Source organism: Candidatus Nebulibacter yamunensis (assembly GCF_024208055.1).
Classification (GTDB): Bacteria; Pseudomonadota; Gammaproteobacteria; order Francisellales; family Francisellaceae; genus Caedibacter; species Caedibacter lacustris.
The window spans coordinates 39,972-62,484 of sequence record NZ_JAMBMW010000012.1 but is presented as its reverse complement, the minus strand read 5'-3'; the positions used below and the strand labels follow the sequence as shown (position 1 = coordinate 62,484).

Below are 22,513 nucleotides of genomic sequence, written 5' to 3'. Positions count from 1 at the left end.
AAAACGTTTTAAAATTATTGCCGACAAATATCGGAATAGACGAAAAAGGTTTGGACTTCGATTTAATTTAATAACGGGAATTTACAACTTTGAATTGACTAATTGAGGTTTGGAAAGAACTCTAATGATTTGCAGGTCATATGTTTTTTGATTCCTAAAATGCTTAAACGGATCTGTATAGGCATCAGCACCTTTGCGCGTAAAGTATGAGACTAAGCTTCTGAAAGAAGGGGTGTACTTTGCCGTGGATTCTTCCCGGACCTTGAAGAGGCACTTGCCTAACAGGTTTTTCCAATCATCATTTTTATAAAAGAGAACGCCTTCAGAATCCTCTTCAGGAGCTATTGTAAGTCCGGAAATGTCAGTCCCAACTTCGATGATTTTGGCGTTCGCAATTGTTCGCTTGGCAGTCAAAATCTCTCCGCAAAGATCCAGACTGATATAGAAAGCCCAGTCCTGTAAATCATCTTTGGGTAAGCTGAGTCGGTGCAGGTCAGCACCAAGACAAAAATGAATAATATTCAGCAGCGTGGTTTTGCCAGCACCGTTGCGAGTGTCTTTATGACCGGATTCCAGAGTCCGCTCAGCCAGAATCACATTCAGTCCTGCAGAAAACTCAACAGGTTTAAACCGTTTGTCGTTCGCCCATATTTTACGAATCATACCTGGACCCTCACAATTTCATTACTATGCAAATCAACAAGGCCCAGCAGGTACAACAAATCCAAAGCGAGAATGAACCGCTCAAAATTACCAATGGCATCGATCTTTTTGGCCGACTCCCATAGTGCAGATAAATTACCGGACTTTTCGACAAGTGGAAGCAGTGTCGCGCTTACTCCAATTAAGGCCTCATCTTCACGAAGGTATTTTGATGGCATAATCATTTTTCAAACACCTCACATAAGTGAAAGAGGTGACTTAATATGGCCAGACCGGCAGCCTGTTGACTGAATCCTTTTTGCCCGGCTTGTGCAAACTCGCGCATTGACATAAAAAGCTCATCCCCAGACAAAGTTTCCTTTAGTTCGAGATATTTTGTTTTGAACCCACTTTTAAGCCTTTCTGGAAACTCTTCATCAACATTTGTGGCCATGTTTGCCAGAAAGCGTTCTACTTCATGACTCTTGCTCAACCCCATTGCGATATCAGAGCGAACAGTATCCGACAGTCCATTCTTATTGATTTTCTCTTCCGGAGGAATTACCTTGAAGCCATCACCATTTGAAGAATGCTTCCCAGATGCCAATGCTTTTGCTGCAATCTCCAATTCTGCAAAGGAGACTTCGGACATACCTTGGTCAAGCTGTTCCGAGACCCAAGCTTCGTGTTCATCTTTTACTTTTCTCAAATACCCCACAGAGTACTTTTCTTCTTGGATATCAATCGTATCATGACAAGTTGGGCATAGAAGAATCCAATTTTCATAAGTGTCAAGTTTATCCGAAGGATATAGAGAGTCGCCACGGGGGCCATCAGAACTATGCGCAACAATATGGGCTATGTTTCCAATTTGTTTTGTTTTCTCACTCTTGAATTTTTCAAGAACAACGTCTTTTCTGCAATTGGAAAATGAACAACGACCTGCTGCTCTTGCATACAAAATTTTCACATCAGCCTGAGGATACTTGCGGGAGTTATTCATCATTTACTCCAACTAAAAGAAGAGAAGCCGCATCCGGTGACCGGTGCGGTCCCTAATTGGTAATTGATGGTTCCGGCGGCAATCGTCATGCAATTGCCTCCGCTTTGGTCATTTTGGAGAGGAGAATATCAGCAAATGTATTTAACAGAATATTCCCATTAAACTTTAGGTCCAGCAAAGTATCGATTTTTGAAATATGGTTTGAGAAGATTTTCTGAACTCTTGTCGATGGTCGAATCCATTTTTCACTGAGAAATACTTTATGACTCAAGTCAGGCTGCGCTGATCCAGAAGCTAAATTGGTCATTCTTTGATATGTTGTTTCGCTTTTCAAAAACCAAAACAGAAAGCCTTTATCTACTTTCTCGTTAGAAGCGATTACTTTGAAACAATTATTATGAACAACTCCTTCTTTGTTTTTAAATACTAGTCCAACTTTGCCTGTTCTTGTATATATGATATCGTCTTTGGTAGCGATATTTTTTGTGGGTACCTCAGTACTCAGGAATATTACTTGTTCTCCACTTTGCAAATCCTGAATTCTAAGCAAGGGAATCCCTTCTTCTTGAATTAGATAGTTTGTTTTTGCGTTTATTACTTGCCCTTGACTTAATTTTAAATTTTCCCCCAATAGTTCATAGGTCGACCCCTCCGGAATCTCCTGATCCAGTTCGTCATTCCAAACCATTTTGCCGCCGCTGGATTTGTAGGGTTTGCCTTCCAGTTCCGGCTTGCCGATTTTGGCGGCATGCTCTTTGGACATAGGAAATTCAAAATCGACGAACCACTGTTTGTAGATCGCCTGAGCCGTTTCTTCCAGCTTCTGGTTGAGTTGTTCGTTCAGCTTAATTCGGTGAACAATGGTGTGGTACTCCCGAACAATCTCCCGCTGTTTTTCGATGGTCGGCACGGGGAGTGCAACATCACATAGTTCTTCCCAGCCGAAGCCTCCTCGAATGGCACTGTCACACCGAAAAAACACATATCGGTCAAACTCACTCCTTCGCATCCACATCATTAAATATTCGGGATGTAACTTATTGTGATCGACTATCTCAAAAACAGGATATGCTGGAGAAACTATTACAGGCTCATCCTCTGTATGGAGAACAACAGGAAGCTTAAAAACTCGAATAGGTGACATAAAATCACATGCAAACTGCCATTTCTGAACCACTTTATATTTAGATAAGTCAGTGCCAACGATATTAGAAGTAGATTTACGGAATTCCTTTGTCATGCTCAGACCACGTAAATCGGTAACGAGAACATCTTTGTTTCGGTTGTCTACTTTGCGAATGTAGTCACCCATTCTTTTATAGCTTGATCTCATATCCCAGCTCCCTGAATACATTCAGCAGTTCGGTTTTTGACGCTTCTTCTGCTTTCAATAAATCTGTAAATTCCGTCTGCAGGCCAGCCATTTTTTCATCGAAATCGATATTCTCGTCCCGATTTACAAACTCGATATATTTACTTGGCACGAGGGAATAGTCCTTGGTTCTGATCTCATCGAGACTCGCTGAATAGCAGTATTCAGGAATATTTTTGTATTCCGTCTCAGCGATAGTTTGCTGCCATGTGTGATAGGTGCTGGAAATTTTCTGTATATGCTCATCTGAAAACTGTATAAATTTCTTTTCAAACGGCTCGCCAATCTCACGCAGATCCATAAACAAAATCTCATCTTCACGGTCGCGGTAGTGGCGGGAAATGTCGCCATGCTCAACAGTTCTGGCCTTTTTATTTTTGTTCAAGATCCAGAGCGTCACACTGATATCAGTGGTGTAGAACATGTTTCGTGGCAGGATGATCACCGCTTCCACAAGGTGATTCTTAATCATCTTCTTGCGGATTTCTTTCTCTGTGTTGTCGCCGGAGAGAGCGCCGTTTGCCAGAATGAATCCGGCCACGCCGTTTTCTGATAACTTGGACGCCATGTGCAGAATCCAGCCGTAGTTGGCGTTGCTAGTTGGCGGAACGTCATAGCCTGACCAGCGTGAATCATCGGTCAGCTCATCGGATGCACGCCAATCCTTCTGGTTGAACGGCGGATTGGCCATGATGTAATCAGCTTTTAAGTCTTTGTGCTGGTCACGTGAAAAGGTGTTTGCGGCAACTTCACCAAGGTTGGCGGCAATGCCACGGATAGCCAGATTCATCTTGGCCAGCTTATAGGTGGCTCCAGTATATTCCTGTCCGTAAATGGAGATGTCTTTTTTGTTTCCTTGGTGGTTTTCGATAAATTTCATGGACTGGACGAACATACCGCCCGAACCGCAGCAGGGGTCATAAATCTTGCCTTTGTAGGGCTCAATCATTTCTGCAATCAAATTTACTATGCTTTTGGGGGGTATAGAACTCTCCCTTGCCTTTGCCTTCGGCGAGAGCAAATTTACTCAGGAAATACTCATAAACCCGTCCGACAATATCCTGCGACTTGTCAGCAAGCGTATTGATATTGTTGATTGTGTCAATGAGAGCAGCCAGTTTGCTAACATCTAGATTTAGGCGAGAGAAATAGTTATCTGGTAATGCTCCTTTTAAGGACTTGTTAACTTTCTCAATTGAGAACAGGGCGCTATCAATTTTCAGGGCAACATCATCTTGTTTTGCGTGTTGCTTGATAAAGCTCCAGCGGGTCTCTTCCGGCAGATAGAAGACGTTTTTCATGGTATAGAATTCCACCATACCCACATAGTCGCCTTGACCTTCATCAATCAATTCCTGCATGCGTTCTTCAAATTTATCCGATGCGAACTTGAGAAAAATCAAACTCAGCACCACATGCTTATATTCTGAAGGTTCAACACTGCCGCGCAGCTTGTTCGCGGAATCCCAAAGGGTTTCCTCAAAGCTCTTTTGTTTTTTGTTATTAATCGCTTTCTTCGCCATTATAAATCCTCACCGAGCCTGCCTGCCGTGCTACGCTTGGCCCAGGCAGGTTGGTTAATTGTTTTTATCTTCCAACTTGTCTTGCGTGGAACTGGCGCCACCAGCCTCGACCCAGGCATCGACCTGATCCTTTTTGAACTTCCAAAGACGACCCATGCGATGGGCGGGCATCGCATGCTTGTCGATCCAGCGGTAAACGGTGTCACTGCTGACACCGAGGTACTTGCCTATCTCGTCTACTGATAACCAGCGGTCTTATATCTCGGTCATATCTCCGACTCCTCAAGGGCGATTGGTTTTCTTGCCACGCCAGAGGTGATAATGGGGATGCTGGGCGGAGCTTCCCCAAGTTAAAATGCCCTTTAATATATTTAGGCAGGGGCCGATTGTCAAACGTTTTCGTCCGGATAAAGCCGCAAAGGTCTGCTCACGGGCGTAACCACTGGCCACTGGCAACTCTCTTTGCGTAAGTATGGGCATGGCAAAGTCGATTAAGGCGAATTATGAGGCTTAGCGCAGTAGTTGGTCCGAGGCAACGAAACAGATGGACGGTATTGTATATGCTACCGTTGTAAGTGACGTATTTCAGACTTGGTCCGGAGAAAACAGAGAATCAGGGGCCAAACAGAGAAAGAAAGGCTGGAAGATGGGGAGAATAGATGGTGCGGAGAGGTGATTTGGAAAGATGTGAAACGGGCGCAAACCATTTAGAAACAAGGGAAAAAAGAAAACCCGCCTACTCAGAGAATAACTCTGGAGAGACGGGTTTTCTTTTTCAAAATGGTGGAGGCGGCGGGAGTTGAACCCGCGTCCGTAAACTCGCAATCTTCAGATCTACATGCTTAGATTTATCTATTATGTTTAACTTGAGTCTACCCGATAAATCAGGGTATGAAACCAGCGAGTCTTAGAATTTAACATCAGTGTTCAGACGGACACTTTAGCTAGCTTATGTCAATATGAACGAACGTAAGATAGATCCACAAGCAAATACTATCGGTTCGTGCGTATCTAGGGTTTTAAACTAGATTAAGCAGCTTTACGAACAGCGAAAATGCTGTCGTTAGCCACAACGCGAGCTTTTTTATTGTTGCCAGTTATTCTGACGATATAACGTGTTTTACGAGGCAGATACACCCTCGGCATGCACCGTAAGACCTTGACATTCCCGTCGAAGCCATACTTCGCCCCCAGTGACACTGTCATTGTAAAGCTGATAAGATACAAAGGCAAGTAGGTTTTGATTAAGTAGCACACAAAGTAATTACTTTTATGACTCTGAAGTGTAGTACGTGTAGATAAAAATTTCGGTGGAGGAATGATATGTGTTAACAGAAAGATGTTTTGATAATTCATCACTTAAGCAAGCCAACAATCCTACTACTAAAAACATTGCGATAATTACGCTGAAACGTTCTAAAAGCTAAACCATAGCAAGATCTTTTTCAATGTCTTCTTGTAAAGAAAGTCGTTGAGGGAAGATTTATAATTTTGCTATAAAACCTCCCCATACTAAACCTGCTCCAAAAGCTTCCGTGAGAATGGTTTGCCCTGGTTTAATCGTGTTATTACGTATTGCATAATCAAGCGCTAACGGAATGGAGGCTGCGGATGTATTGCCATGGTTTTGCAGGGTAAGCACGACTTGAGACATAGGCATGTTAAGTTTTTTTGCTGTTGCTTCAAGGATACGATAGTTTGCTTGGTGCGGTACCAACCAGTCGATTTCATGGGAACTTAATTTGGCCTTATGTAGCAGCTCATTTACCAGTTCGCTTAATGCAGATACCGCTTTTTTAAAAACCTTGTTACCTTCCATATAGAGTTTTTGTTCAAGTTTTACGCCATCAAAAGCATTTTTAGGAAGAAGACCAGGAATGTTTAAAATATCTTTGCCTTGACCATCGGTATGAAGCACCGATGCAATAATTCCAGGTGTTTTGCTTTGTGTAAGCACAATTGCGCCTGCACCATCACCAAACAACACACATGTAGAGCGATCCTGCCAGTTTAAAGTGCGTGACATACGCTCTGATGCAATCACAAGTGCATTTTTGCTGCTTCCATTTTCAATATATTGTTTGGCGATATCTACCGCATAAACAAAACCACTACAGGCAGCAGAAATATCAAAAGCAGGACAGTTAGGGGTATGAAGTTTCATTTGAACAATACTGGCAGTTGAAGGCATAATGTAGTCGGCTGTACCTGTTGCAACGATAATGAGATCAATGTCGTTTGCTGTTAAGTGAGCACTTGTCAATGCATGCCGTGCAGCTTCAATTGCCATAAAGGATGTGGTTTCTGTTTCATCAGCAATATGACGTTCTTTAATACCAACACGTTGTCTAATCCACTCATCTGATGTATCGACCATTTTGGCAATATCACCGTTGCGCAAGATCATTTGTGGTAGATAACTGCCTGTGCCAATGATTTTTGCAAACATATCCTTTAACCTTCTGATTGCATTATTCGCTCAATGTGCGACTGTGTTTTTTGTGGAATATTAAATTTGATTTCTTTAATCGCTTCATAGATTGCAGTTTCAAAGGCTTCTGCAGAAGCACCCCCGTGACTTTTGATCACAATCCCACGTAACCCTAATAAAGATGCACCGTTATATTGATTTGTATCAAGTTTGCTTTTTAGGCTTTTAAGCACCGATGCACTAATAAGCATCGCAAGCTTAGAAAATATACTGCTAGTGAAGCTGTCTTTTAGCATGTCGGCTATGATTTTAGCAGTGCCCTCCATAGTTTTTAAGGCGATATTACCAGCAAAACCATCACATACAATAACATCTGCCTTTGCTGAAAAAATATCGTTGCCTTCAACATAACCGATATAATTAATGTGATCACAATTTTGGAGCATTTTAGCAGCTTGCTTAATGCTATCTAAACCTTTCATTTCTTCTTCACCAATATTTAGCAAAGCAACGCGAGGTCGTTCTTTGCCTTTTAAATTGGCAGCAAGTACCGAGCCCATAATGCCAAATTGAAACAGTTGTTCAGAGGAACAATTCACATTTGCCCCCAAATCAAGCATGTATGCTGGATCCATTTTCTTAGTTTTTCGATCTAAGGATGGAATAGCATAAACGATGGCAGGGCGATCAATGTCGTTTAGTGTTTTTAATACAAATTTAGAAGTTGCCATTAATGCGCCTGTATTACCAGCACTGACACAAGCATCGACATCATGATTTTTGACAAGGTTAATGGCTACTCGCATCGAAGAATCCTTTTTATTACGTAATACTAAAGCAGGGGATTCATCCATTTCAACGATTTCACTAGCATGAACAACCGTTAAGCGACTAGCATCATAGCGGTTTTTAGATGCACTTAGTGCTTGCTCAATTTGGTCAGAGATCCCAACTATAGAAATATGCAGATTGGAATATTTGTTCAATGCAGATATGCACGCAGGTATGGTGGTTTTTAAGCCATGGTCACCACCCATAGCATCAACAGAAATTTTATATGAAATTGCGGTGCTCACAGTATATTTAGAATAATTGCCTTATCGTGCACTCATTCTATTCATCATCAGATGCAACGGCAACTACTTTCTTTCCTTTATAGTAACCGTTTGCACTTACGTGATGACGCAAGTGAACTTCACCCGAAGTTTTATCAGTTGAAAGCGCAGCAGCAGTTAATGCATCATGAGAGCGACGCATATCTCTTTTTGAGCGACTTTTTCTGGTTTGCTGTACAGCCATTATTATTCTCCTATTACACTACTTTCTACTTTAATTTTTTATTAAACTTTAGCTCTTTTAAAGCAGCAAACGGGTTGTGTTTGTCCTGCTTTTCAGTATCACCAGTTTCAAGAACGCCATAGTATGGCGTATTTTGTTCAACTTGACAATCATTTCGTTCTTTTTTTGGAATCATTGGAATACACAACAGAACTTCCTCTTCGATCAGATGAGTTAAATCAATTTGGTTATCTTTATAGATATAGGGTTCGTAGTCATCAGGAAAGTTTTTAAAGAAGCGATCATCAGTAACAAAACCAAGTTTAATGTCACTTTCTATATTGAAGGTAAATGGCTCAAGTGTGCGCTGACAGATAAGCTCAACGTTACCTGTGACTTTCCCATCTAACAACGTTTTTTCATGCTGACAGCTAAAGTTGCCACTAAAGTGAAAGCTATATTCACCCTTTATGACGCAATCATGAAGTGTATCTAAGTTTGAAAAAACAAAGGTTTTGTCGATTACAAGGTTCTCTTTAGCTGATTTAATCGGATTTAAGTGATTGGTTTTTTGTTGTGACATGCTTTATCTCTTATTAGGTTTTGTTAAAGTAAGCATATTTAATAAGAAGTATATAATAATCGAAGTTAAGGAGTATAGACAATGACTTTTCAAGTTGGCAATAAAGTAACGTTACCTCAAGTAGCAACAACATCTGGTAAAACATTTAACTTAAATGACTACAAAGGCAAGTATGTCATACTATACTTTTACCCTAAAGACAGCACCCCAGGTTGCACGATCGAAAGCGTTGGATTTAAGAATCGCAGCGAAGATTTTGCTAAAGCCAATGCTGTGATATTTGGTGTTTCAAAAGATACTTTGAACTCACATGAAAAATTCAAGGCAAAGCATCATATGCCATTTGAATTAATAGCAGATACAGACATGATATTATGTAATGCCTTTGAGGTGCTTAAAGAAAAAAGCATGTTTGGCAAAAAATATATGGGCATTGAACGTAGTACTTTTATTATCAATCCCGAAGTCAAATTAATAAAAGAATGGCGTAAGGTTTCAGTCCTAGGACATGTTGAGGAAGTATTAGAGTACCTTAGAGGACTAAATTAGATTACTTAAGATCAAGGTGGAGTTATTCGTCATTATCACAGTCAAAAGTGTGAGACTTGCTATTTAGAATTAAGGACAATAAATGGAAAAAAATTATTATAGTATCTTAGGTATTGATAAAAATGCCAGTGATGCTGAAATCAAAAAAGCCTATCGAAGGTTGGCTAAAAAGTATCACCCAGACGTTAGCACTGAAACCAATGCTGAAGAAAAGTTTAAAGAAGTTCAAGATGCATACGAAGTGTTAAAGGACAGCAAAAAACGTAAGCTATATGATGAATATGATGGCAATTGGCAGCATGCAGAAAAAGGTGAATTTGATAATCAATATGCACATGATGGTGCTTATCGCCATTACTCTCATGGTTCGGAAGGTTTTGGCAGTTATGAAGATATATTTGGTGAATTTTTCCGCCAGCAACGCTCACATCGCCATCAAAATACAGGATTTGATATCGATGGGCAAGATCTACACACTAAGGTTGAGATTTCTATCCAAGATGCGTTAGTCGGTGTTGAACGTGAACTTCATTTTGTTTACCAGGCTTTAGATGAGCGTGGAAGCGTCGTTCAAAAAAGTAAAAAACTTAAAGTTAAAATTCCTAAATATGTGGGAAACCATCAGCAAATTCGTTTAAAAGGTCAAGGAGAAGCAGGGATTGGTAAAGGACATAACGGTGATTTATACATAGAGATTATTGTGCGTTCAGATCAGCAATATAAGGTTGTTGGTAACGATATTTACAGTCATATTCCAATTGCACCGTGGGAAGCTGCTTTGGGTGCGGATATTACCATTTCAACGCCACATGGCAAAATGAAATTGACAGTCCCAGCACATACTCAAAGTGGTAAAAAGATGCGATTAAAAGGGAAGGGATTAATAAATGGTGATTATTATGTAGTGTTGGAAGTAATTTTGCCACCAGCTGTTTCTGAAACTCAAAAAGCTTTCTATGAAAAAATGAAGAAGGAGATGGCATTTAACCCACGTAAAGATCTGCTAGGAGTATAACGTAATGAGTGAAATCATATCAGAAAGCCAATATATTACTGTTGTTGAACTGTCAAAATTGCTATGTGTTCCACAAGCGATTATTGTGGAGTGGATTGAGCATGAAGTGATTTATGCTGAGCATAAGCAAGATATTTATTACATTGCAGCATCGGATATTGTGCGAGCAAAGTCTGCTATGCGTCTTGCTTATGACCTAGGTGTAAATGCCTCGGGTATTTCAATTATCTTACAATTAAGAGAAAAAATTCAGCAACTTGAAGCATTGTTAAATAAGTGACAACCCTGGGGAAGGGATAAAATAACTGTGTAAATTCGTTCATAGGTCATGCTGGCTAAAACTTATAATCTAGGAACAAAAGATGAAAAAGTGAAAAACAAAATCAAGCTTTAAATCAAGCACTGGGTCTGATTATAGTTGACGTTTAATGTCAGAAAGGATGATTAATCGATGAGTCTAAATATCTCTTAATCTCAATTAACGCATTTTGCTTATTAACAAAGACCAGATAAGGATTATGATGTATTAATTCTTGTTCTTCGTATTCGGGGCATATGAGGCAATGATAACTGTATCCCCCTTGGCAACATGACGTGCTGCTGCACCATTTAGACAAATTTCCCCTTTGTCACCAAGAATAACATAGGTCGCAAAACGTGCACCATTGTTACAGTTATAAATCTCTACGCGTTCAAATGGAATTAGGTTAGCCTGTTTGCACAACTCTCTATCGATACTAATTGAGCACCATAATAACGTAAGTTAGCTTCAGTCACCGTTGCCATATGAATTTTAGATTTTAATAATGTGCGTTTCATGTAATTTCCTTGGGGTTATATATTATAATCTTGTGGAGGTTAGCATTATATTCAAGACACCGACTATTACCATAAAGAAAAATTGCAAAAATTGCTTGAGTTTTAATTACTCCATAGATTTAGATACAAAATATGTAAAATTTTGTAAGAAAAGTATTGCGATCAGCTTTCAGTGACGTTTAGAATGTGATTGAGATCGAGGGGGGAAATGATAAGTCTTCCGCATCAAAGTTTTATGAATTGCAAACAAAGGATGACTTGAAGATGAATAAAATTCCTGTTATTGAATTGTCAGAAGTACGGTTAGGCTCGCAGCAAGCAATTAATAATGCCGTTATAGAAATTGATAAAGCATGCAAAGAGATAGGTTTTTTTGTGATTACTGGACATGGCATTGACAAAAAGATCATACAGAGAGCCTATGAAGGATTAACTGATTTTTTTAACATGGATTTTAAACGCAAAACCGCATGTAAACTAACTTCAGGCTTGACCACAAATTATACCTCTTACTGAATTTTTAGAGTTTGCAAAATAGCAATAATCAGGTTGATAAATTTAAACTTCAAATTTTGACTGGAAAGAGAGGATTACATGTTTTTTATTTTAAGGAAAATGCCTAGCGTAATTCATATAGTCTTATTTGGTGGTGTCATAATATGGACAGTTTATTTTATGTTGTGGCCATTTATGGCAGTTATTTTTTATCAGAAGTTTGAACTATCAATTCTTGCCACGGGTTTTATTTTGAGCGTAGCGACGTTTATATCGATAATTTTAAGTATTTGTGGGGGGTATTTTTTAGATAAAATTGGTAATAGCTTTATGTTTAAGCTTGGGCTATTGGTTGTAAGTTTAAGTTTAGTGACTGTCTTGTTAACAGATAACTTATTAACTTATGTCATCATGCTTTTTGGTATTTCGGCGGGGAAAGGTATTTTAGGGACAACTTTTAAAACAATTATTGCCAATGAAATCAGGGATGCTGAGGTTAAGAAACAAGCTTTTTATTGGTTTTATTTTTGTATTAACGTAGGTGGAGCTTTAGGCCCTTTCTTTGGTGTAACTTTTACACTTCATTACCCTTGGCAAACTTTTTTACTCCTATTGACTACCTGCGTGGGATATGCCTTTATTGCGATTGTTTTTTAGATGGGCATCTTAAGAAAGTGATCAATTCTCAGGAGAAATTAAGTTTATCAAACTCGTTTAAACTTAAATATCAAGATCGTGCTTTTTTACTTTTAATTCTTGCTAACATGTTAGTTATTCTAGTTTTTGGTCAGATGGACTCAACATTAGCACAATATTTTTCTCGCCTAAATAACCCTGAATTTATTGTGTTATTTAGCTATTTAATTGTGGTTAATTGCGTAGTGATTCTTATCTTCCAGTTCCCCTGTTTAAAGTTAATTGCAAGATTCTCAGATAGACAGCAGGTTTACATTGGCATTGCGCTGTTCGCATTAGCGCAATTAGTGTTTGCAAGCACTCCAAATGCTTTTTATGTCGGTTGGGTGTTAGCTATTATTTTACTTAGCCTAGGCGAAATTATCTTATTTTCTGTTCTTAATGTACAAATTGATAAACTTGCTCCAGACAACCTCAAAGGGGCCTACTTTGGTGCATCGAATTTTCATATGTTTGGTCTAGTCATGGCACCTTATTTGGGAAGTTTGTTGCTCACGCTCATTGGTAGAAGATGGACCTTTGTGGCGATGTTCTTGTTATGTACAATAATTTTTATTTTGTATCGCATAGCTATAATGAAAATGAGAGAAATGCATTAATCAAAAATATGAAAGGAGAATAAAATGATAAAGATAGAAAAAAAACTCACTAAATTGCGTCAACTAATGCAGGAGCAACAGCTGGATTATTATCTTGTCCCTAACTCTGACCCACATGGTAATGAGATCCCTCCTAGTTGTTGGTCAAGGCGCCCGTGGATTACTGAGTTTACAGGCTCAGCGAGTGAAGCACTAATTGGGAAAGAAAATGCTTATTTATTTACTGATGGTAGATATTTTCTACAAGCGACCAATCAAATGGATCGTCGTTATTTTTCTTTATTAAAACAGCCTGGGTTTTCCTCTGTAACAAGTGCATTTTTGCTAGAAACTGCACACGGGAAAACAGTAGGAGTAGACCCGCAAACCATGACTATTCTAAGATCGGTAAATTTGTCACAACAACTTGAAAGTATAGGCGGAAAGCTGAAATTTACTGAAACAAACTTAATCGATACATGTAAGAAGTACTTTGATGAAATGCAAGCTTTACCAAGCTCATCGGCATTCGTATTAGATTTGCAATACGCGGGAGAAAGCTGCTCTGAGAAGATTAACTGGTTGCAAAAAATTTTGGAGCAAAATCATGCGGATTATATAGTATTAAATGTCCTTGATGAGATTTGTTGGCTTTTAAATATTCGTGCTAATGATATTGAAAATACTCCTGTATTGATTTGTTACGCCATTTTTGGTAAACATGAAAATATTTTATTTACCAATATAAAAAGTCTTAATCAAAGTGTATTAAATTATCTCGCAAATAATAAAATTAAAGTGCACAAGTATGATGAATTTCCAGTTTATTTAAGGGAACTATCTGGAACGATTATGCTGGATGATTTGCAGGCTTCCATGTGGATATATAATCATGTAATACAAAACAGACAAAATATAATTAACTTTAACCCTTCCCCTATTATTACCCGTAAAAGCTGTAAAAATAAAGTTGAACAACAAGGTGCAAGAGTGGCACATATTAAAGATTCTGTTGCTTTGATTAATTTTATGCATTGGCTTACAGAAAATTGGCGGCAGGGGATAACAGAAATAGAAGCCGCGGATAAATTAAAAAACTTGCGTTTGCAAATGCCAAATGCACTTGATCTTAGCTTTGAAACAAAAAGTGCTTTTGGCAGCAATGGTGCTGTTATTCATTATGATCCTACCCCGGAAACCAATAAAACAATTGCGGATTCCAGCCTTTACTTATTTGACTCTGGAACTCAATATTTAGAAAGCACAACTGATGTTACGCGCACAATTCACTTAGGGAAACCAACGGCAAGGCAAAAGCAACATTATACTTTGGTATTAAAAGGTCATCTCGCACTTGGTCGTGCTAAATTTCCAAAAGGAACCTGTGGAGAGCACTTAGATGCCTTTGCCAGAATGTATTTATGGGAAGAAGGATTAGACTACCAACATGGTACAGGTCATGGAGTTGGTAGTTCATTATGCGTACATGAAGGACCGCAAAAAATTTCAAAAGCCCCCTCAGGTGTTCCTTTACAACCAGGAATGATTGTCAGCAATGAGCCTGGACTATACATAGAGGGTGAATATGGGATTCGTATCGAGAATCTTTGCTTAGTCGCTGAGGTAAAGCATGAAAAAAAGGAACAGAATTTTACATCTGAACCATTTTATTGTTTTGAAACGCTAACCCTTATGCCATATTGTAAAAAGCTTATTGCTACAGAACTTTTGACCGAACAAGAAAAAAGACAAATTATTAATTATTATCAGGAAATAGAAAATAAAGTTATGCATTTGCTTGATATAGGTGGACAAGTCTGGCTGAAAAATGAGCTTTGCACTGATTTTCTTTTTCAGGCAACTCACCACAAACTATACACAGAAGAAGCCTCACTATCTTAATGCACTTAATGTAATGTGTAAAATGCGAGTCAAGGGTTCCCCTTTAAGCAGTGAGATTAAATTTTTCATATAACAACCTAAATGCAGCAGCTATTCGCCCAAAAATATGAACCATCAAACCTGAGGTGGCTTGTACCTTACTGACTATTTGAATACCAGTTTTTTCTTGAAGAACATTAGAGTTCTTTCCAAACCGTATTTAATCTAGCAAAATAGCTATTTAAAAATTAAAGGTGGATATGATCAATGAGATGGGAAACGATAAACAAGTTAGCAGCAGATGAGTTTCGTCGTTTAACAGGTGTAAAAAAGCCAACGTTTGAAGAGATGGTGAAAATATTACAAGCGGCGCGAGCAGAAAAAAAACTAAGGGGTGGTAGAAAAAATAAGTTGAGCATAGAGGAGACATTGTTAATGACGTTAGAATATTTAAGGGAATATCGTACCTACTTTCATGTTAGCAAAAGTTATGGGATTAGTGAGGGCTATGCTTATAAAACGATTCGTTGGGTTGAAGATACGCTGATTAAAAGTAAAAAGTTCAGCTTGCCAGGGCGATTAGTAGATGCCAGTGAACATCAGGTGCATTGCCGACAAATATCGGAATAGACGAAAAAGGTTTGGACTTCGATTTAATTTAATAACGGGAATTTACAACTTTGAATTGACTAATTGAGGTTTGGAAAGAACTCTATTGGCATAAGTAGTGTCAGGATAACCCAATTGCGTCATGGTCCCACTGTCACCAACAAGAACCATGTCAATTGCAGTTTGGTTAAGAATCTGGGCAAAACTAAAACCATAGCACGTGAGCATTGAGATTTTTTCTGTTGTTTCTTTTTGTTGTAAAAGTCATGAATACCTAGCTTTTTGATAAAATAATGATATCGCTTTGTTGTAACACTGCCTCTGGAGGTTCTAACCGCTGGCGATGCCAGAGCATATACGTAATACCTAACAAACTGAAATAATGCTGTATATGCTGCGATATACGCCCATTGCCAATGATACCATAGCTAGGATTGGCGCCTAAAAAATGAGATACCTGTCGCATAAGGTCAAGTTCCTTATACACTAATTATAAAAATTCAGTTAGTTACTACACAGGCGAGTACTTTCTATTTATAGTAAAGTCAAGCCACCGTAAACCCTAACTAAAGCGTATTAAAAAATCAGTCAAATAGCAATTAGTTGCATACTAATCAAAACTTCTATTACACAAGGTGAAGCCCTCCACTTCCTTTTTGTGATTTGCATTTTGGTGGATTGACTTCTCCTTCACTGTTGCCTTCATTGACATCAATGCCATAGCCAAATTCACGAGCATATAGACCTTGCGATGTTTCACCTGAGTAAAGTTCAAGAACAGCTTCAACGGGAATTTGGAGCGACATCATCTCTCCATCAAAAGTCGCATCAAATCGAACAAACTGGTCATCACAACCAAAGTGCTCGATTGCTTCAGGAGAAATATTTAATAAAATCTTACCATCTTCATCAACGTGATTCTCTGGCAATATCATATTTTCATATTCACTATCAACCAATAGATAAGGTGTAAGGTTGTGATCTAACATCCAATCATAAGTGGCTTCAATCAAATAGGCTCTTAACATTGCCATATACTATTCTCTCCTTTCATGTCTAATACTTTTTCTAAATGATTCGCGTTCAAATAGGCGCTTAGCATATTTGATTAAAGGCATGGCCTTTTCAGGCAAACGCACATCAAGTTTGGGTAAGTTATACAGAATAATAGCCATTGAACAGTCAACGATTGTAAATTCCTCACCTAATAAATAAGGTTGTCTATTGAGCGTGTGAATAAGACTAAACAGCGTCTTTAAAAGTGCTATTTTATTAGCTTGTTTGATATTTTCGTCGTCTGCATTTAAAGCGTTAACCAACAGTGGCATCCACTCAGTGTCAATTTTTTTGCACAGCATGCGTGCTTGAGCGCGCTCAAGCGGAAACACGGATAATAAAGGAGGATAAGGAAAACGCTCTTCAAGATATTCAAAGATAATACTTGGTTCATAAACGATAAGATCTTTTGTCATTAGCGTTGGCACTCCACCATAAGGATTAAGCTCGTAGAGTTCTTCCAACTTATTTTCTTTTTCAACATCAATGATGTCAGCATTAATATCTTTTTCAGCAAGTATCATTCTAACACGATGGCAAAAGGGATCATTACTATTTACATACAAAGTCATTGATGATCGTTTGTTTTGAGCAGACATATATCTCAACTTTCCTTATTCAATAGTTGCACGCAAGTATTATATATAACAAAAAAGCCCCTCTGCAATATGACAGTTGGGCTTTTGTGGTGTTTGTAAGCTGAAAATAAAAAGTATTTTCTTAGCGCTTAGAGAATTGACGTTTTCTACGTGCTTTTCTAAAACCAACTTTCTTACGCTCAACTTTACGTGAGTCGCGGGTAATAAATCCAGCTTGGCGAAGTTCAGGTTTTAATGTTTCATCAAAGTCTACTAAGGCACGAGCAATACCTAAACGGATTGCACCAGATTGACCAGTTTCACCTCCACCATGAACATTGATTTTAAAATCAAAATTTTCAAGATTGTTTGTCAAATCAAGTGGTTGTCTAACAATCATGCTTGCAGTTTTGCGACCGAAATACTCATCTAATGGAAGTTTATTAACGATGATTTTGCCAGTGCCTTTTTTCATGAATACACGTGCAACTGAGCTTTTGCGACGACCAGTACCATAATTATATGTTTGAGTCATTGTTCCTATCCTGCCTTATATTTCTAAAACTTGTGGTTGTTGCGCTGTATGTGGGTGAACATCACCTGCATAAACTTTTAGTTTTTTGTACATCGCACGACCTAAAGGATTTTTAGGAAGCATGCCTTTAACTGCTTGTTCAATTGCACGTTCTGGGTGCTTGGCAATAAGTGTTTCGAAAGAAATAGATTTAAGACCACCAATATAACCAGTGTGATGATAATAAATTTTATCTTTTTGCTTGTTACCTGTTACAGCCACTTTATCAGCATTAATAACTACAATATAATCACCTGTGTCAACATGTGGTGTATACTCAGGTTTGTGCTTCCCACGAAGACGTCTTGCAACCTCAGTTGCAAGGCGACCTAAAGTTTTTCCATTTGCATCGATCAATAGCCACTCTCTTTTGACTTGATCGGTTTTAGCGCTAAACGTTTTCATCTTTGTTACCTTAATATTTATTATTAACTACTCAGTTTTGCACAAATTTCTTTAGATTTTCTCAAATCCATAAAATTTAAGCCAGGCGATTCTATCATAGAGTATGGTCAAAAAGAAGCATTAAATTTGATTTTCCAAGATGTGATTTGAATCTTGAATTGTATTAAACGATATTAAATAAAAGAGCGCTATTTTGAAGTTTTATTTGAGTAAAATTCGGTGTTGTATGCCTTTTGATCGCTTGTTTTTGGTAGATAAACCTTTTTTTAAAAAAAGTATAATTTGTCCCTTTTCATTTGAAAAAATGCCGTTATAATTGGTTGCAATTCGGAGAGATGGCTGAGCGGTCGAAAGCGGCGGTCTTGAAAACCGTTGACTGTAACAGGTCCGGGGGTTCGAATCCCTCTCTCTCCGCCATAAGTATATCCTTTTAGTTATGTCTATAAATCAAGTAAAAAGCGATAAAATAATACAAAGTCAAAAATAAAAAACACGTAGATCAATTTCGTATCGCATTAAAAAATTATAACGTTATGTGTTTTAAAAATTCTTTTTGTTAATCATTTTTAAAGCCTTAAATCAAGCCCAAATGTAATTGCGTAGATCTATCGAAACTTGCCACCTTTTCCAGGTGGTAATATCTGCTGAACGTTCTGTATATTCTTCATACTGCGCATGGTTCCAAGTACTTTACCAAGTCCACCTTTCTCGCTTACTTTCTTCATTATTTTTTGCATATCTATAAACTGTTTTAATAAGCGATTAACATCTTGTACTTGTGTACCAGAGCCATTGGCAATTCGCAGTTTACGAGAAGATTTAATTAACTCTGGTTTGCGCCGCTCAAGCGCTGTCATTGAGTTAATAATCGCTTCCATTTGAATAAACGACTTATCGTTGATTTTACCTTGAATGCTGGCTGTTACACTGCCCATCCCAGGAAGCTTATCAAGCATAGAGCCAATACCACCCACTTTTTTCATTTGCTGTAATTGAACTTTAAAATCTTCAAGTGTAAATGACTTGCCTTTTTTAAGCTTATTAACAAGTTCTTTCGCTTCTTTTTTATCAACTTTTTGTTCAACTTCTTCTATAAGTGATAACACATCTCCCATGCCAAGAATGCGTGATGCAATTCGATCAGGATGAAATGGCTCAAGAGCATCAGTTTTTTCACCCATTCCAATAAACTTGATTGGTTTACCTGTAATCTCACGAATCGAAAGTGCCGCCCCACCTCTTGCATCACCATCAGTCTTGGTTAAGATGATACCTGTTAGAGTTAGCGCTTCATTAAATGCACGTGCTGTTTTGGCTGCATCTTGTCCTGTCATGCTATCAACGACAAACAGGGTTTCAGTAGGATTAATAGCTTGATACAAAGCTTTGATTTCATCCATCATTTCATCGTCGATGTGTAAGCGTCCGGCTGTATCTACGATCAGCACATCACAAACTTGCTGTTTTGCTTGTTGTAGTGCTTTGTTGGCAATCTCTAAGGGGTGTTCTTGTACTGATGATGGGCAAAAATGAATGTTTAAAGACTCAGCCAGCGTTTGTAATTGCTTAATCGCGGCAGGACGATAAACATCGGCACTCACGACCATGACTTTTTTATTGTGACGTTCTTTTAGAAACTTTGCCAATTTTGCGGTAGTGGTTGTTTTACCCGAACCTTGGAGACCAGCCGTTAAAATCACAACTGGTGGTTGTGCGGAAAGATTGAGTGATTCGTTCTTCTCACCTAGCGTGTGTTCAAGTTCCTTTTTCACCATTGAAATAAAGGTTTGACCGGGTGTTAAGCTTGTACGAATCTTCTCACCTAATGCTTCTTCTTGAATGCGAGCAATAAATTGCTTAACAACAGGCAAAGCAACATCAGCTTCTAGAAGTGCCATGCGTACATCACGTAACGCACCTTTGATGTTATCTTCGCTTAAGCGACCTTGACCTTTTAATTTATCAAGAGAACTGCCTAATCTTTCGGATAAGCTTTTAAACATATATCAATACCTAAATTATTTTAATAATTAATTTCGCTTAGTATTGTAATCTGGATTAGTTATGTTTGCAGTAAATTACAGATAAAAAAATCCCCATACTTAAGATGGGGACAACTGAATAAGAGAGAACTCAATTAGTTGCGATTTCCTGAGAATATGCCTAGGAATTGTAGAATCGTTAGAAAAATATTAAGAATTGAAACGTAGATGGTTACTGTTGCAACGATATAGTTTGTCTCACCACCACGCACGATTTGATTAGTTTGCCATAGGATAAGACCACCAGAAATAAATGCAATAATCACAGACAGTGCCAAATATAGTGCAGGCATTTGTAAAAATAGGTTAACGATGATCGCAACCAATGCAATTAACGCACCAATACCGAGAAATGAACCCAAACGTGAGAAATCACGTTTAGGATTTAAGGCGATAGCAGACAAGCCTAAGAAAATTGCCCCTGTTGAACCTAGCGCGATCATAATAAGCTCAGAACCATTACTAAAAGAAGTGATATAGAAGTTTAAAATAGGTCCCAAAGTCCAACCTAAAAATCCAGTTAACGCAAAGGTTAACACCAATCCCATTGGGCTGTTACGCGTCATTTGCACGCCAAATAAAAGACCCAAATAAATAAATAGGGTTAAAAATGGGTTAAGTACAGGGGCTGCAATCATCATTGACCAGCCTGCAGTAACTGCACTAAAGATAAGTGTTAATGACAATAGCAGATATGTATTACGCAGAACTTTATTGGTTTGAACAATGGAAGTGCCCCGCTGCTCAATCACACGTGCGTTTTGTTGATAGTTAAATTGATTATTCATAATCACTCCGTATTTTAATTATAAATCGATACCAAAATCAGTGCCAAGTATATGGGGAATGTCGCTGAAAAAACAATAGCAGATGACTTAAATTCATCCATTTTTTTTACTATAGTAAATAAATTTTGCAAGCATATACGCACTAATTGCAAATAAAGTACCAAGTATAGAAAGTATGCCATATAAACAAGATAAAGATTGGTAAGTTCTAATCAAATCTGTTGGCATGAGTGTCATTTTATTGAAGGATAGTGCAGCAACACCAATTGCGGCAATGATGATAAAAAAGAAGCCCATCACAATTGCTTCATATTTACGTGGTGATAGTTTGCCAACGATTGCATAGTAAAGTGGTAATAATAAAATTTTTGCAATGGAATTTAGCATTAGAGTCAACGTAAGTAAGTAGTTTCCTGTCGTAACAAATTGGTGCATGGATTGAGATAAGAAACTAAAAAAGAGTAATGCACAAGCAATTGAGGTAAGTAATATAGCTAAACTAAACAAACGAATGAGTCTTTTCATATGCTGTGTATGTTTATTTTTATTCCATAAAATCGCTGACACAAATCCAATAACCAATACCAAGCCAATATTGGCTTCAAAAAAGAAGTCGGCTGAAGGATTTTTGATATTAAAAAAACCATAATTGTGGCTAAATAATTGCAAGTAGTGTAAGAAAATTGTGGTGATATTTTTGTCAGCAAACCAGAAAAATATACTCAATGCTAAGAGGATGAGTAGAACATAATTACGTTTTCGCTGATTTGTGTCTTTTTCAAGATAAGCGTAAATAAGCATGATACTAATTGCAATTACGGCAAGTACAACGATCACTATTTTCAATATCAATAGACGTTGCAATAAAAAGTTTACAAGAGCTGATAAGACGACCAAGATAAATATAACACTATAAGTTGAAGGCGTGTATTTAGGTTCGATCCCGTCAATTACACTAATATTGCGATTAAGATAAATACCGCCTGCAAGGAAAATAAGCACACCAATAAGGCTTGTCAACGCCATTAAAATAAACCATGTTTGGTAGCTTAAATTGCTTGCAAATGTGCTGCTAATGGTAAGGGATAAAGCTGCACCACAAACGGTGGTCATGTACATTAAAGTAAAGCCAGCATGGCGTCGTGGATCATCTTGAGTGTATAAAAAACTCAAAGTGGTAAATAAATTAGGAATGACTAACCCAATGGCGATAATATAGCCGGAAAAACCAATCAATGATAAGTTGTTTAATGAAAGCAAAATGAGTGATACAAACCCATATAATATTCCAATGATAACTGAGCGTCTGTCCCCTATGCTATACCCAAAAAAACCGCCAATAAATCCTGAAGCGCTATATAAAAACAAATTGGTGTAAAGGTTGAAGTTGATACTCAAAATTTGTGGCGTGATTCCTTCTTGAGAGGGATTGGCAATGCTATGAAGATAAGCACTAAAATGAACGGTAATAGCAGTTGTTCCCATGCTAAATAACAGACTTGCTAATAATAAAAACCATAAACCAAAGGGTTGTTTAGTATTAAGTAAGAGTTTCTTAGGTTGCAGCTGCATAATGGTTACCTAGCTAGTTGGGAA

General features: G+C 38.1%; 28 protein-coding genes, 1 tRNA gene, 1 other RNA gene and 3 pseudogenes. 10 read left to right on the top strand and 23 right to left on the bottom strand.

The annotated features are described in order from the left end of the window. A pseudogene (locus M1V25_RS06660) lies at positions 1 to 106 on the top strand (IS5/IS1182 family transposase); the annotation flags it as partial. Here the strand turns inward: M1V25_RS06660 and M1V25_RS06655 are convergent. The 12 genes from M1V25_RS06655 to M1V25_RS06600 all read right to left on the bottom strand — a co-directional run bounded on the left by M1V25_RS06655 (position 82) and on the right by M1V25_RS06600 (position 8,832). Next, a complete protein-coding gene (locus M1V25_RS06655; protein WP_498842774.1) occupies positions 82 to 663 on the bottom strand; it encodes an AAA family ATPase in 582 nt (193 codons plus the stop codon). The pseudogene M1V25_RS06660 and the gene M1V25_RS06655 sit on opposite strands and share 25 nt — an antisense overlap. Beyond that, positions 660 to 887: an ABC-three component system middle component 6 gene (locus tag M1V25_RS06650; RefSeq protein WP_498842773.1), complete on the bottom strand. Its 228-nt coding sequence runs from the start codon at positions 885 to 887 to the stop codon at positions 660 to 662. The genes M1V25_RS06655 and M1V25_RS06650 overlap by 4 nt, the downstream gene beginning before the upstream one ends. Continuing rightward, a complete protein-coding gene (locus M1V25_RS06645) occupies positions 884 to 1,648 on the bottom strand; it encodes an ABC-three component system protein (protein ID WP_498842772.1) in 765 nt (254 codons plus the stop codon). Before M1V25_RS06645 ends, M1V25_RS06650 begins: the two co-directional genes overlap by 4 nt. Positions 1,649 to 1,730: 82 nt before the next feature. Beyond that, positions 1,731 to 2,978: a restriction endonuclease subunit S gene (locus M1V25_RS06640; RefSeq protein WP_498842771.1), complete on the bottom strand. Its 1,248-nt coding sequence runs from the start codon at positions 2,976 to 2,978 to the stop codon at positions 1,731 to 1,733. Further along, on the bottom strand, positions 2,962 to 3,978 hold the full coding sequence (locus tag M1V25_RS06635) for an N-6 DNA methylase (RefSeq protein ID WP_498842770.1): 1,017 nt from the start codon (positions 3,976 to 3,978) through the stop codon (positions 2,962 to 2,964). Before M1V25_RS06635 ends, M1V25_RS06640 begins: the two co-directional genes overlap by 17 nt. Beyond that, positions 3,959 to 4,540, bottom strand: coding sequence for a type I restriction-modification system subunit M N-terminal domain-containing protein (locus tag M1V25_RS06630; RefSeq protein ID WP_498842769.1), 582 nt, complete (start codon positions 4,538 to 4,540; stop codon positions 3,959 to 3,961). The genes M1V25_RS06635 and M1V25_RS06630 overlap by 20 nt, the downstream gene beginning before the upstream one ends. 54 nt (positions 4,541 to 4,594) lie before the next feature. Next, entirely contained in the window at positions 4,595 to 4,771 is a 177-nt protein-coding gene (locus M1V25_RS06625; RefSeq protein WP_498842776.1) for a helix-turn-helix domain-containing protein, read from the bottom strand. Positions 4,772 to 5,321: 550 nt separating this feature from the next. After that, positions 5,322 to 5,732, bottom strand: a transfer-messenger RNA (tmRNA) gene (gene ssrA / locus M1V25_RS06620). Between the two features lie 291 nt (positions 5,733 to 6,023). After that, complete coding sequence (locus M1V25_RS06615) at positions 6,024 to 6,989, bottom strand: beta-ketoacyl-ACP synthase III (protein WP_498842768.1); 966 nt, start codon at positions 6,987 to 6,989, stop codon at positions 6,024 to 6,026. 5 nt (positions 6,990 to 6,994) lie between these two features. Next, positions 6,995 to 8,035, bottom strand: a complete 1,041-nt coding sequence (plsX, locus tag M1V25_RS06610; protein WP_498842775.1) for a phosphate acyltransferase PlsX — start codon at positions 8,033 to 8,035, stop codon at positions 6,995 to 6,997. Between the two features lie 49 nt (positions 8,036 to 8,084). After that, positions 8,085 to 8,270 (bottom strand): 50S ribosomal protein L32, encoded by a 186-nt coding sequence (rpmF, locus tag M1V25_RS06605; RefSeq protein WP_116962957.1) that lies wholly within the window; start codon positions 8,268 to 8,270, stop codon positions 8,085 to 8,087. A gap of 25 nt (positions 8,271 to 8,295) precedes the next feature. Beyond that, a complete protein-coding gene (locus tag M1V25_RS06600) occupies positions 8,296 to 8,832 on the bottom strand; it encodes a YceD family protein (protein WP_498842767.1) in 537 nt (178 codons plus the stop codon). An 81-nt stretch (positions 8,833 to 8,913) separates the two neighbouring features. Between M1V25_RS06600 and M1V25_RS06595 the strand changes: the two genes are divergently transcribed. From M1V25_RS06595 to M1V25_RS06585, 3 genes are all read left to right on the top strand, one after another. Next, positions 8,914 to 9,381, top strand: coding sequence for a peroxiredoxin (locus tag M1V25_RS06595; RefSeq protein ID WP_498842766.1), 468 nt, complete (start codon positions 8,914 to 8,916; stop codon positions 9,379 to 9,381). 82 nt (positions 9,382 to 9,463) lie between these two features. Further along, positions 9,464 to 10,396 carry a DnaJ C-terminal domain-containing protein gene (locus M1V25_RS06590; RefSeq protein ID WP_116962954.1) on the top strand — a complete coding sequence of 311 codons (933 nt, stop codon included), beginning with the start codon at positions 9,464 to 9,466 and terminating at the stop codon, positions 10,394 to 10,396. Between the two features lie 4 nt (positions 10,397 to 10,400). Further along, positions 10,401 to 10,676 (top strand): chaperone modulator CbpM, encoded by a 276-nt coding sequence (locus M1V25_RS06585; RefSeq protein ID WP_116962953.1) that lies wholly within the window; start codon positions 10,401 to 10,403, stop codon positions 10,674 to 10,676. Positions 10,677 to 10,922: 246 nt separating this feature from the next. On the opposite strand, the gene M1V25_RS06580 is transcribed toward M1V25_RS06585, so the two are convergent. Then, complete coding sequence (locus M1V25_RS06580) at positions 10,923 to 11,120, bottom strand: aspartate 1-decarboxylase (protein WP_275667729.1); 198 nt, start codon at positions 11,118 to 11,120, stop codon at positions 10,923 to 10,925. After that, entirely contained in the window at positions 11,099 to 11,215 is a 117-nt protein-coding gene (locus M1V25_RS06575) for an aspartate 1-decarboxylase (protein ID WP_275667728.1), read from the bottom strand. Before M1V25_RS06575 ends, M1V25_RS06580 begins: the two co-directional genes overlap by 22 nt. Before the next feature lie 264 nt (positions 11,216 to 11,479). On the opposite strand from M1V25_RS06575, the gene M1V25_RS06570 reads away from it, so the two are divergent. The 5 genes and pseudogenes from M1V25_RS06570 to M1V25_RS06550 all read left to right on the top strand — a co-directional run. Continuing rightward, a complete protein-coding gene (locus tag M1V25_RS06570; protein ID WP_498842765.1) occupies positions 11,480 to 11,731 on the top strand; it encodes a 2-oxoglutarate and iron-dependent oxygenase domain-containing protein in 252 nt (83 codons plus the stop codon). Between the two features lie 99 nt (positions 11,732 to 11,830). Beyond that, positions 11,831 to 12,367: an MFS transporter gene (locus M1V25_RS06565; protein ID WP_498842764.1), complete on the top strand. Its 537-nt coding sequence runs from the start codon at positions 11,831 to 11,833 to the stop codon at positions 12,365 to 12,367. A gap of 17 nt (positions 12,368 to 12,384) precedes the next feature. Continuing rightward, a complete protein-coding gene (locus M1V25_RS06560) occupies positions 12,385 to 13,005 on the top strand; it encodes an MFS transporter (RefSeq protein ID WP_498842763.1) in 621 nt (206 codons plus the stop codon). Positions 13,006 to 13,029: 24 nt separating this feature from the next. Then, entirely contained in the window at positions 13,030 to 14,886 is a 1,857-nt protein-coding gene (locus M1V25_RS06555; RefSeq protein WP_498842762.1) for an aminopeptidase P family protein, read from the top strand. Between the two features lie 246 nt (positions 14,887 to 15,132). Then, positions 15,133 to 15,444 (top strand): annotated as a pseudogene (locus M1V25_RS06550) (transposase family protein); the annotation flags it as partial. Between the two features lie 93 nt (positions 15,445 to 15,537). On the opposite strand, the pseudogene M1V25_RS06545 reads toward M1V25_RS06550, so the two are convergent. From M1V25_RS06545 to rplM, 6 genes and pseudogenes are all read right to left on the bottom strand, one after another. Continuing rightward, positions 15,538 to 15,723 (bottom strand): annotated as a pseudogene (locus M1V25_RS06545) (3-methyl-2-oxobutanoate hydroxymethyltransferase); the annotation flags it as partial. 25 nt (positions 15,724 to 15,748) lie between these two features. Continuing rightward, a complete protein-coding gene (locus tag M1V25_RS06540) occupies positions 15,749 to 15,940 on the bottom strand; it encodes a hypothetical protein (RefSeq protein WP_498842761.1) in 192 nt (63 codons plus the stop codon). A gap of 160 nt (positions 15,941 to 16,100) precedes the next feature. Next, positions 16,101 to 16,508, bottom strand: coding sequence for a ClpXP protease specificity-enhancing factor SspB (locus tag M1V25_RS06535; protein ID WP_498842760.1), 408 nt, complete (start codon positions 16,506 to 16,508; stop codon positions 16,101 to 16,103). A 3-nt stretch (positions 16,509 to 16,511) separates the two neighbouring features. Continuing rightward, positions 16,512 to 17,129: a glutathione S-transferase N-terminal domain-containing protein gene (locus M1V25_RS06530; protein ID WP_116964782.1), complete on the bottom strand. Its 618-nt coding sequence runs from the start codon at positions 17,127 to 17,129 to the stop codon at positions 16,512 to 16,514. A gap of 121 nt (positions 17,130 to 17,250) precedes the next feature. Further along, positions 17,251 to 17,643: a 30S ribosomal protein S9 gene (gene rpsI, locus M1V25_RS06525; protein ID WP_116964784.1), complete on the bottom strand. Its 393-nt coding sequence runs from the start codon at positions 17,641 to 17,643 to the stop codon at positions 17,251 to 17,253. Between the two features lie 15 nt (positions 17,644 to 17,658). Then, the gene (gene rplM / locus M1V25_RS06520) at positions 17,659 to 18,087 is read right to left on the bottom strand and encodes a 50S ribosomal protein L13 (protein ID WP_116964786.1); all 429 of its coding nucleotides are present in this window, start codon (positions 18,085 to 18,087) and stop codon (positions 17,659 to 17,661) included. A 329-nt stretch (positions 18,088 to 18,416) separates the two neighbouring features. Here rplM and M1V25_RS06515 point away from each other — a divergent pair. Beyond that, positions 18,417 to 18,504, top strand: a tRNA-Ser gene (locus M1V25_RS06515). Between the two features lie 188 nt (positions 18,505 to 18,692). Here M1V25_RS06515 and ffh read toward each other — a convergent pair. The 3 genes from ffh to M1V25_RS06500 form a co-directional block, all read right to left on the bottom strand. Further along, positions 18,693 to 20,090, bottom strand: a complete 1,398-nt coding sequence (gene ffh / locus M1V25_RS06510; protein ID WP_498842759.1) for a signal recognition particle protein — start codon at positions 20,088 to 20,090, stop codon at positions 18,693 to 18,695. 134 nt (positions 20,091 to 20,224) lie between these two features. After that, complete coding sequence (locus M1V25_RS06505) at positions 20,225 to 20,917, bottom strand: Bax inhibitor-1/YccA family protein (protein ID WP_498842758.1); 693 nt, start codon at positions 20,915 to 20,917, stop codon at positions 20,225 to 20,227. A 93-nt stretch (positions 20,918 to 21,010) separates the two neighbouring features. Next, on the bottom strand, positions 21,011 to 22,489 hold the full coding sequence (locus M1V25_RS06500) for a POT-type proton-dependent oligopeptide transporter (RefSeq protein WP_498842757.1): 1,479 nt from the start codon (positions 22,487 to 22,489) through the stop codon (positions 21,011 to 21,013). Positions 22,490 to 22,513 lie beyond the last annotated feature (24 nt).

Excerpts from the sequence above, each read along its gene's own strand:
- M1V25_RS06595 (WP_498842766.1), top strand. The coding sequence starts at position 8,914 with ATGACTTTTCAAGTTGGCAATAAAGTAACGTTACCTCAAGTAGCAACA.
- M1V25_RS06505 (WP_498842758.1), bottom strand. The coding sequence starts at position 20,917 with ATGAATAATCAATTTAACTATCAACAAAACGCACGTGTGATTGAGCAG.
- M1V25_RS06565 (WP_498842764.1), top strand. The coding sequence starts at position 11,831 with ATGCCTAGCGTAATTCATATAGTCTTATTTGGTGGTGTCATAATATGG.
- M1V25_RS06640 (WP_498842771.1), bottom strand. The coding sequence starts at position 2,978 with ATGAGATCAAGCTATAAAAGAATGGGTGACTACATTCGCAAAGTAGAC.
- M1V25_RS06590 (WP_116962954.1), top strand. The coding sequence starts at position 9,464 with ATGGAAAAAAATTATTATAGTATCTTAGGTATTGATAAAAATGCCAGT.
- M1V25_RS06630 (WP_498842769.1), bottom strand. The coding sequence starts at position 4,540 with ATGGCGAAGAAAGCGATTAATAACAAAAAACAAAAGAGCTTTGAGGAA.
- M1V25_RS06655 (WP_498842774.1), bottom strand. The coding sequence starts at position 663 with ATGATTCGTAAAATATGGGCGAACGACAAACGGTTTAAACCTGTTGAG.
- M1V25_RS06645 (WP_498842772.1), bottom strand. The coding sequence starts at position 1,648 with ATGATGAATAACTCCCGCAAGTATCCTCAGGCTGATGTGAAAATTTTG.
- M1V25_RS06500 (WP_498842757.1), bottom strand. The coding sequence starts at position 22,489 with ATGCAGCTGCAACCTAAGAAACTCTTACTTAATACTAAACAACCCTTT.
- M1V25_RS06600 (WP_498842767.1), bottom strand. The coding sequence starts at position 8,832 with ATGTCACAACAAAAAACCAATCACTTAAATCCGATTAAATCAGCTAAA.
- M1V25_RS06585 (WP_116962953.1), top strand. The coding sequence starts at position 10,401 with ATGAGTGAAATCATATCAGAAAGCCAATATATTACTGTTGTTGAACTG.
- M1V25_RS06530 (WP_116964782.1), bottom strand. The coding sequence starts at position 17,129 with ATGTCTGCTCAAAACAAACGATCATCAATGACTTTGTATGTAAATAGT.
- M1V25_RS06650 (WP_498842773.1), bottom strand. The coding sequence starts at position 887 with ATGATTATGCCATCAAAATACCTTCGTGAAGATGAGGCCTTAATTGGA.
- M1V25_RS06540 (WP_498842761.1), bottom strand. The coding sequence starts at position 15,940 with ATGCGACAGGTATCTCATTTTTTAGGCGCCAATCCTAGCTATGGTATC.
- M1V25_RS06535 (WP_498842760.1), bottom strand. The coding sequence starts at position 16,508 with ATGGCAATGTTAAGAGCCTATTTGATTGAAGCCACTTATGATTGGATG.
- M1V25_RS06555 (WP_498842762.1), top strand. The coding sequence starts at position 13,030 with ATGATAAAGATAGAAAAAAAACTCACTAAATTGCGTCAACTAATGCAG.
- rplM (WP_116964786.1), bottom strand. The coding sequence starts at position 18,087 with ATGAAAACGTTTAGCGCTAAAACCGATCAAGTCAAAAGAGAGTGGCTA.
- ffh (WP_498842759.1), bottom strand. The coding sequence starts at position 20,090 with ATGTTTAAAAGCTTATCCGAAAGATTAGGCAGTTCTCTTGATAAATTA.
- M1V25_RS06570 (WP_498842765.1), top strand. The coding sequence starts at position 11,480 with ATGAATAAAATTCCTGTTATTGAATTGTCAGAAGTACGGTTAGGCTCG.
- M1V25_RS06615 (WP_498842768.1), bottom strand. The coding sequence starts at position 6,989 with ATGTTTGCAAAAATCATTGGCACAGGCAGTTATCTACCACAAATGATC.
- rpmF (WP_116962957.1), bottom strand. The coding sequence starts at position 8,270 with ATGGCTGTACAGCAAACCAGAAAAAGTCGCTCAAAAAGAGATATGCGT.
- rpsI (WP_116964784.1), bottom strand. The coding sequence starts at position 17,643 with ATGACTCAAACATATAATTATGGTACTGGTCGTCGCAAAAGCTCAGTT.
- M1V25_RS06575 (WP_275667728.1), bottom strand. The coding sequence starts at position 11,215 with ATGAAACGCACATTATTAAAATCTAAAATTCATATGGCAACGGTGACT.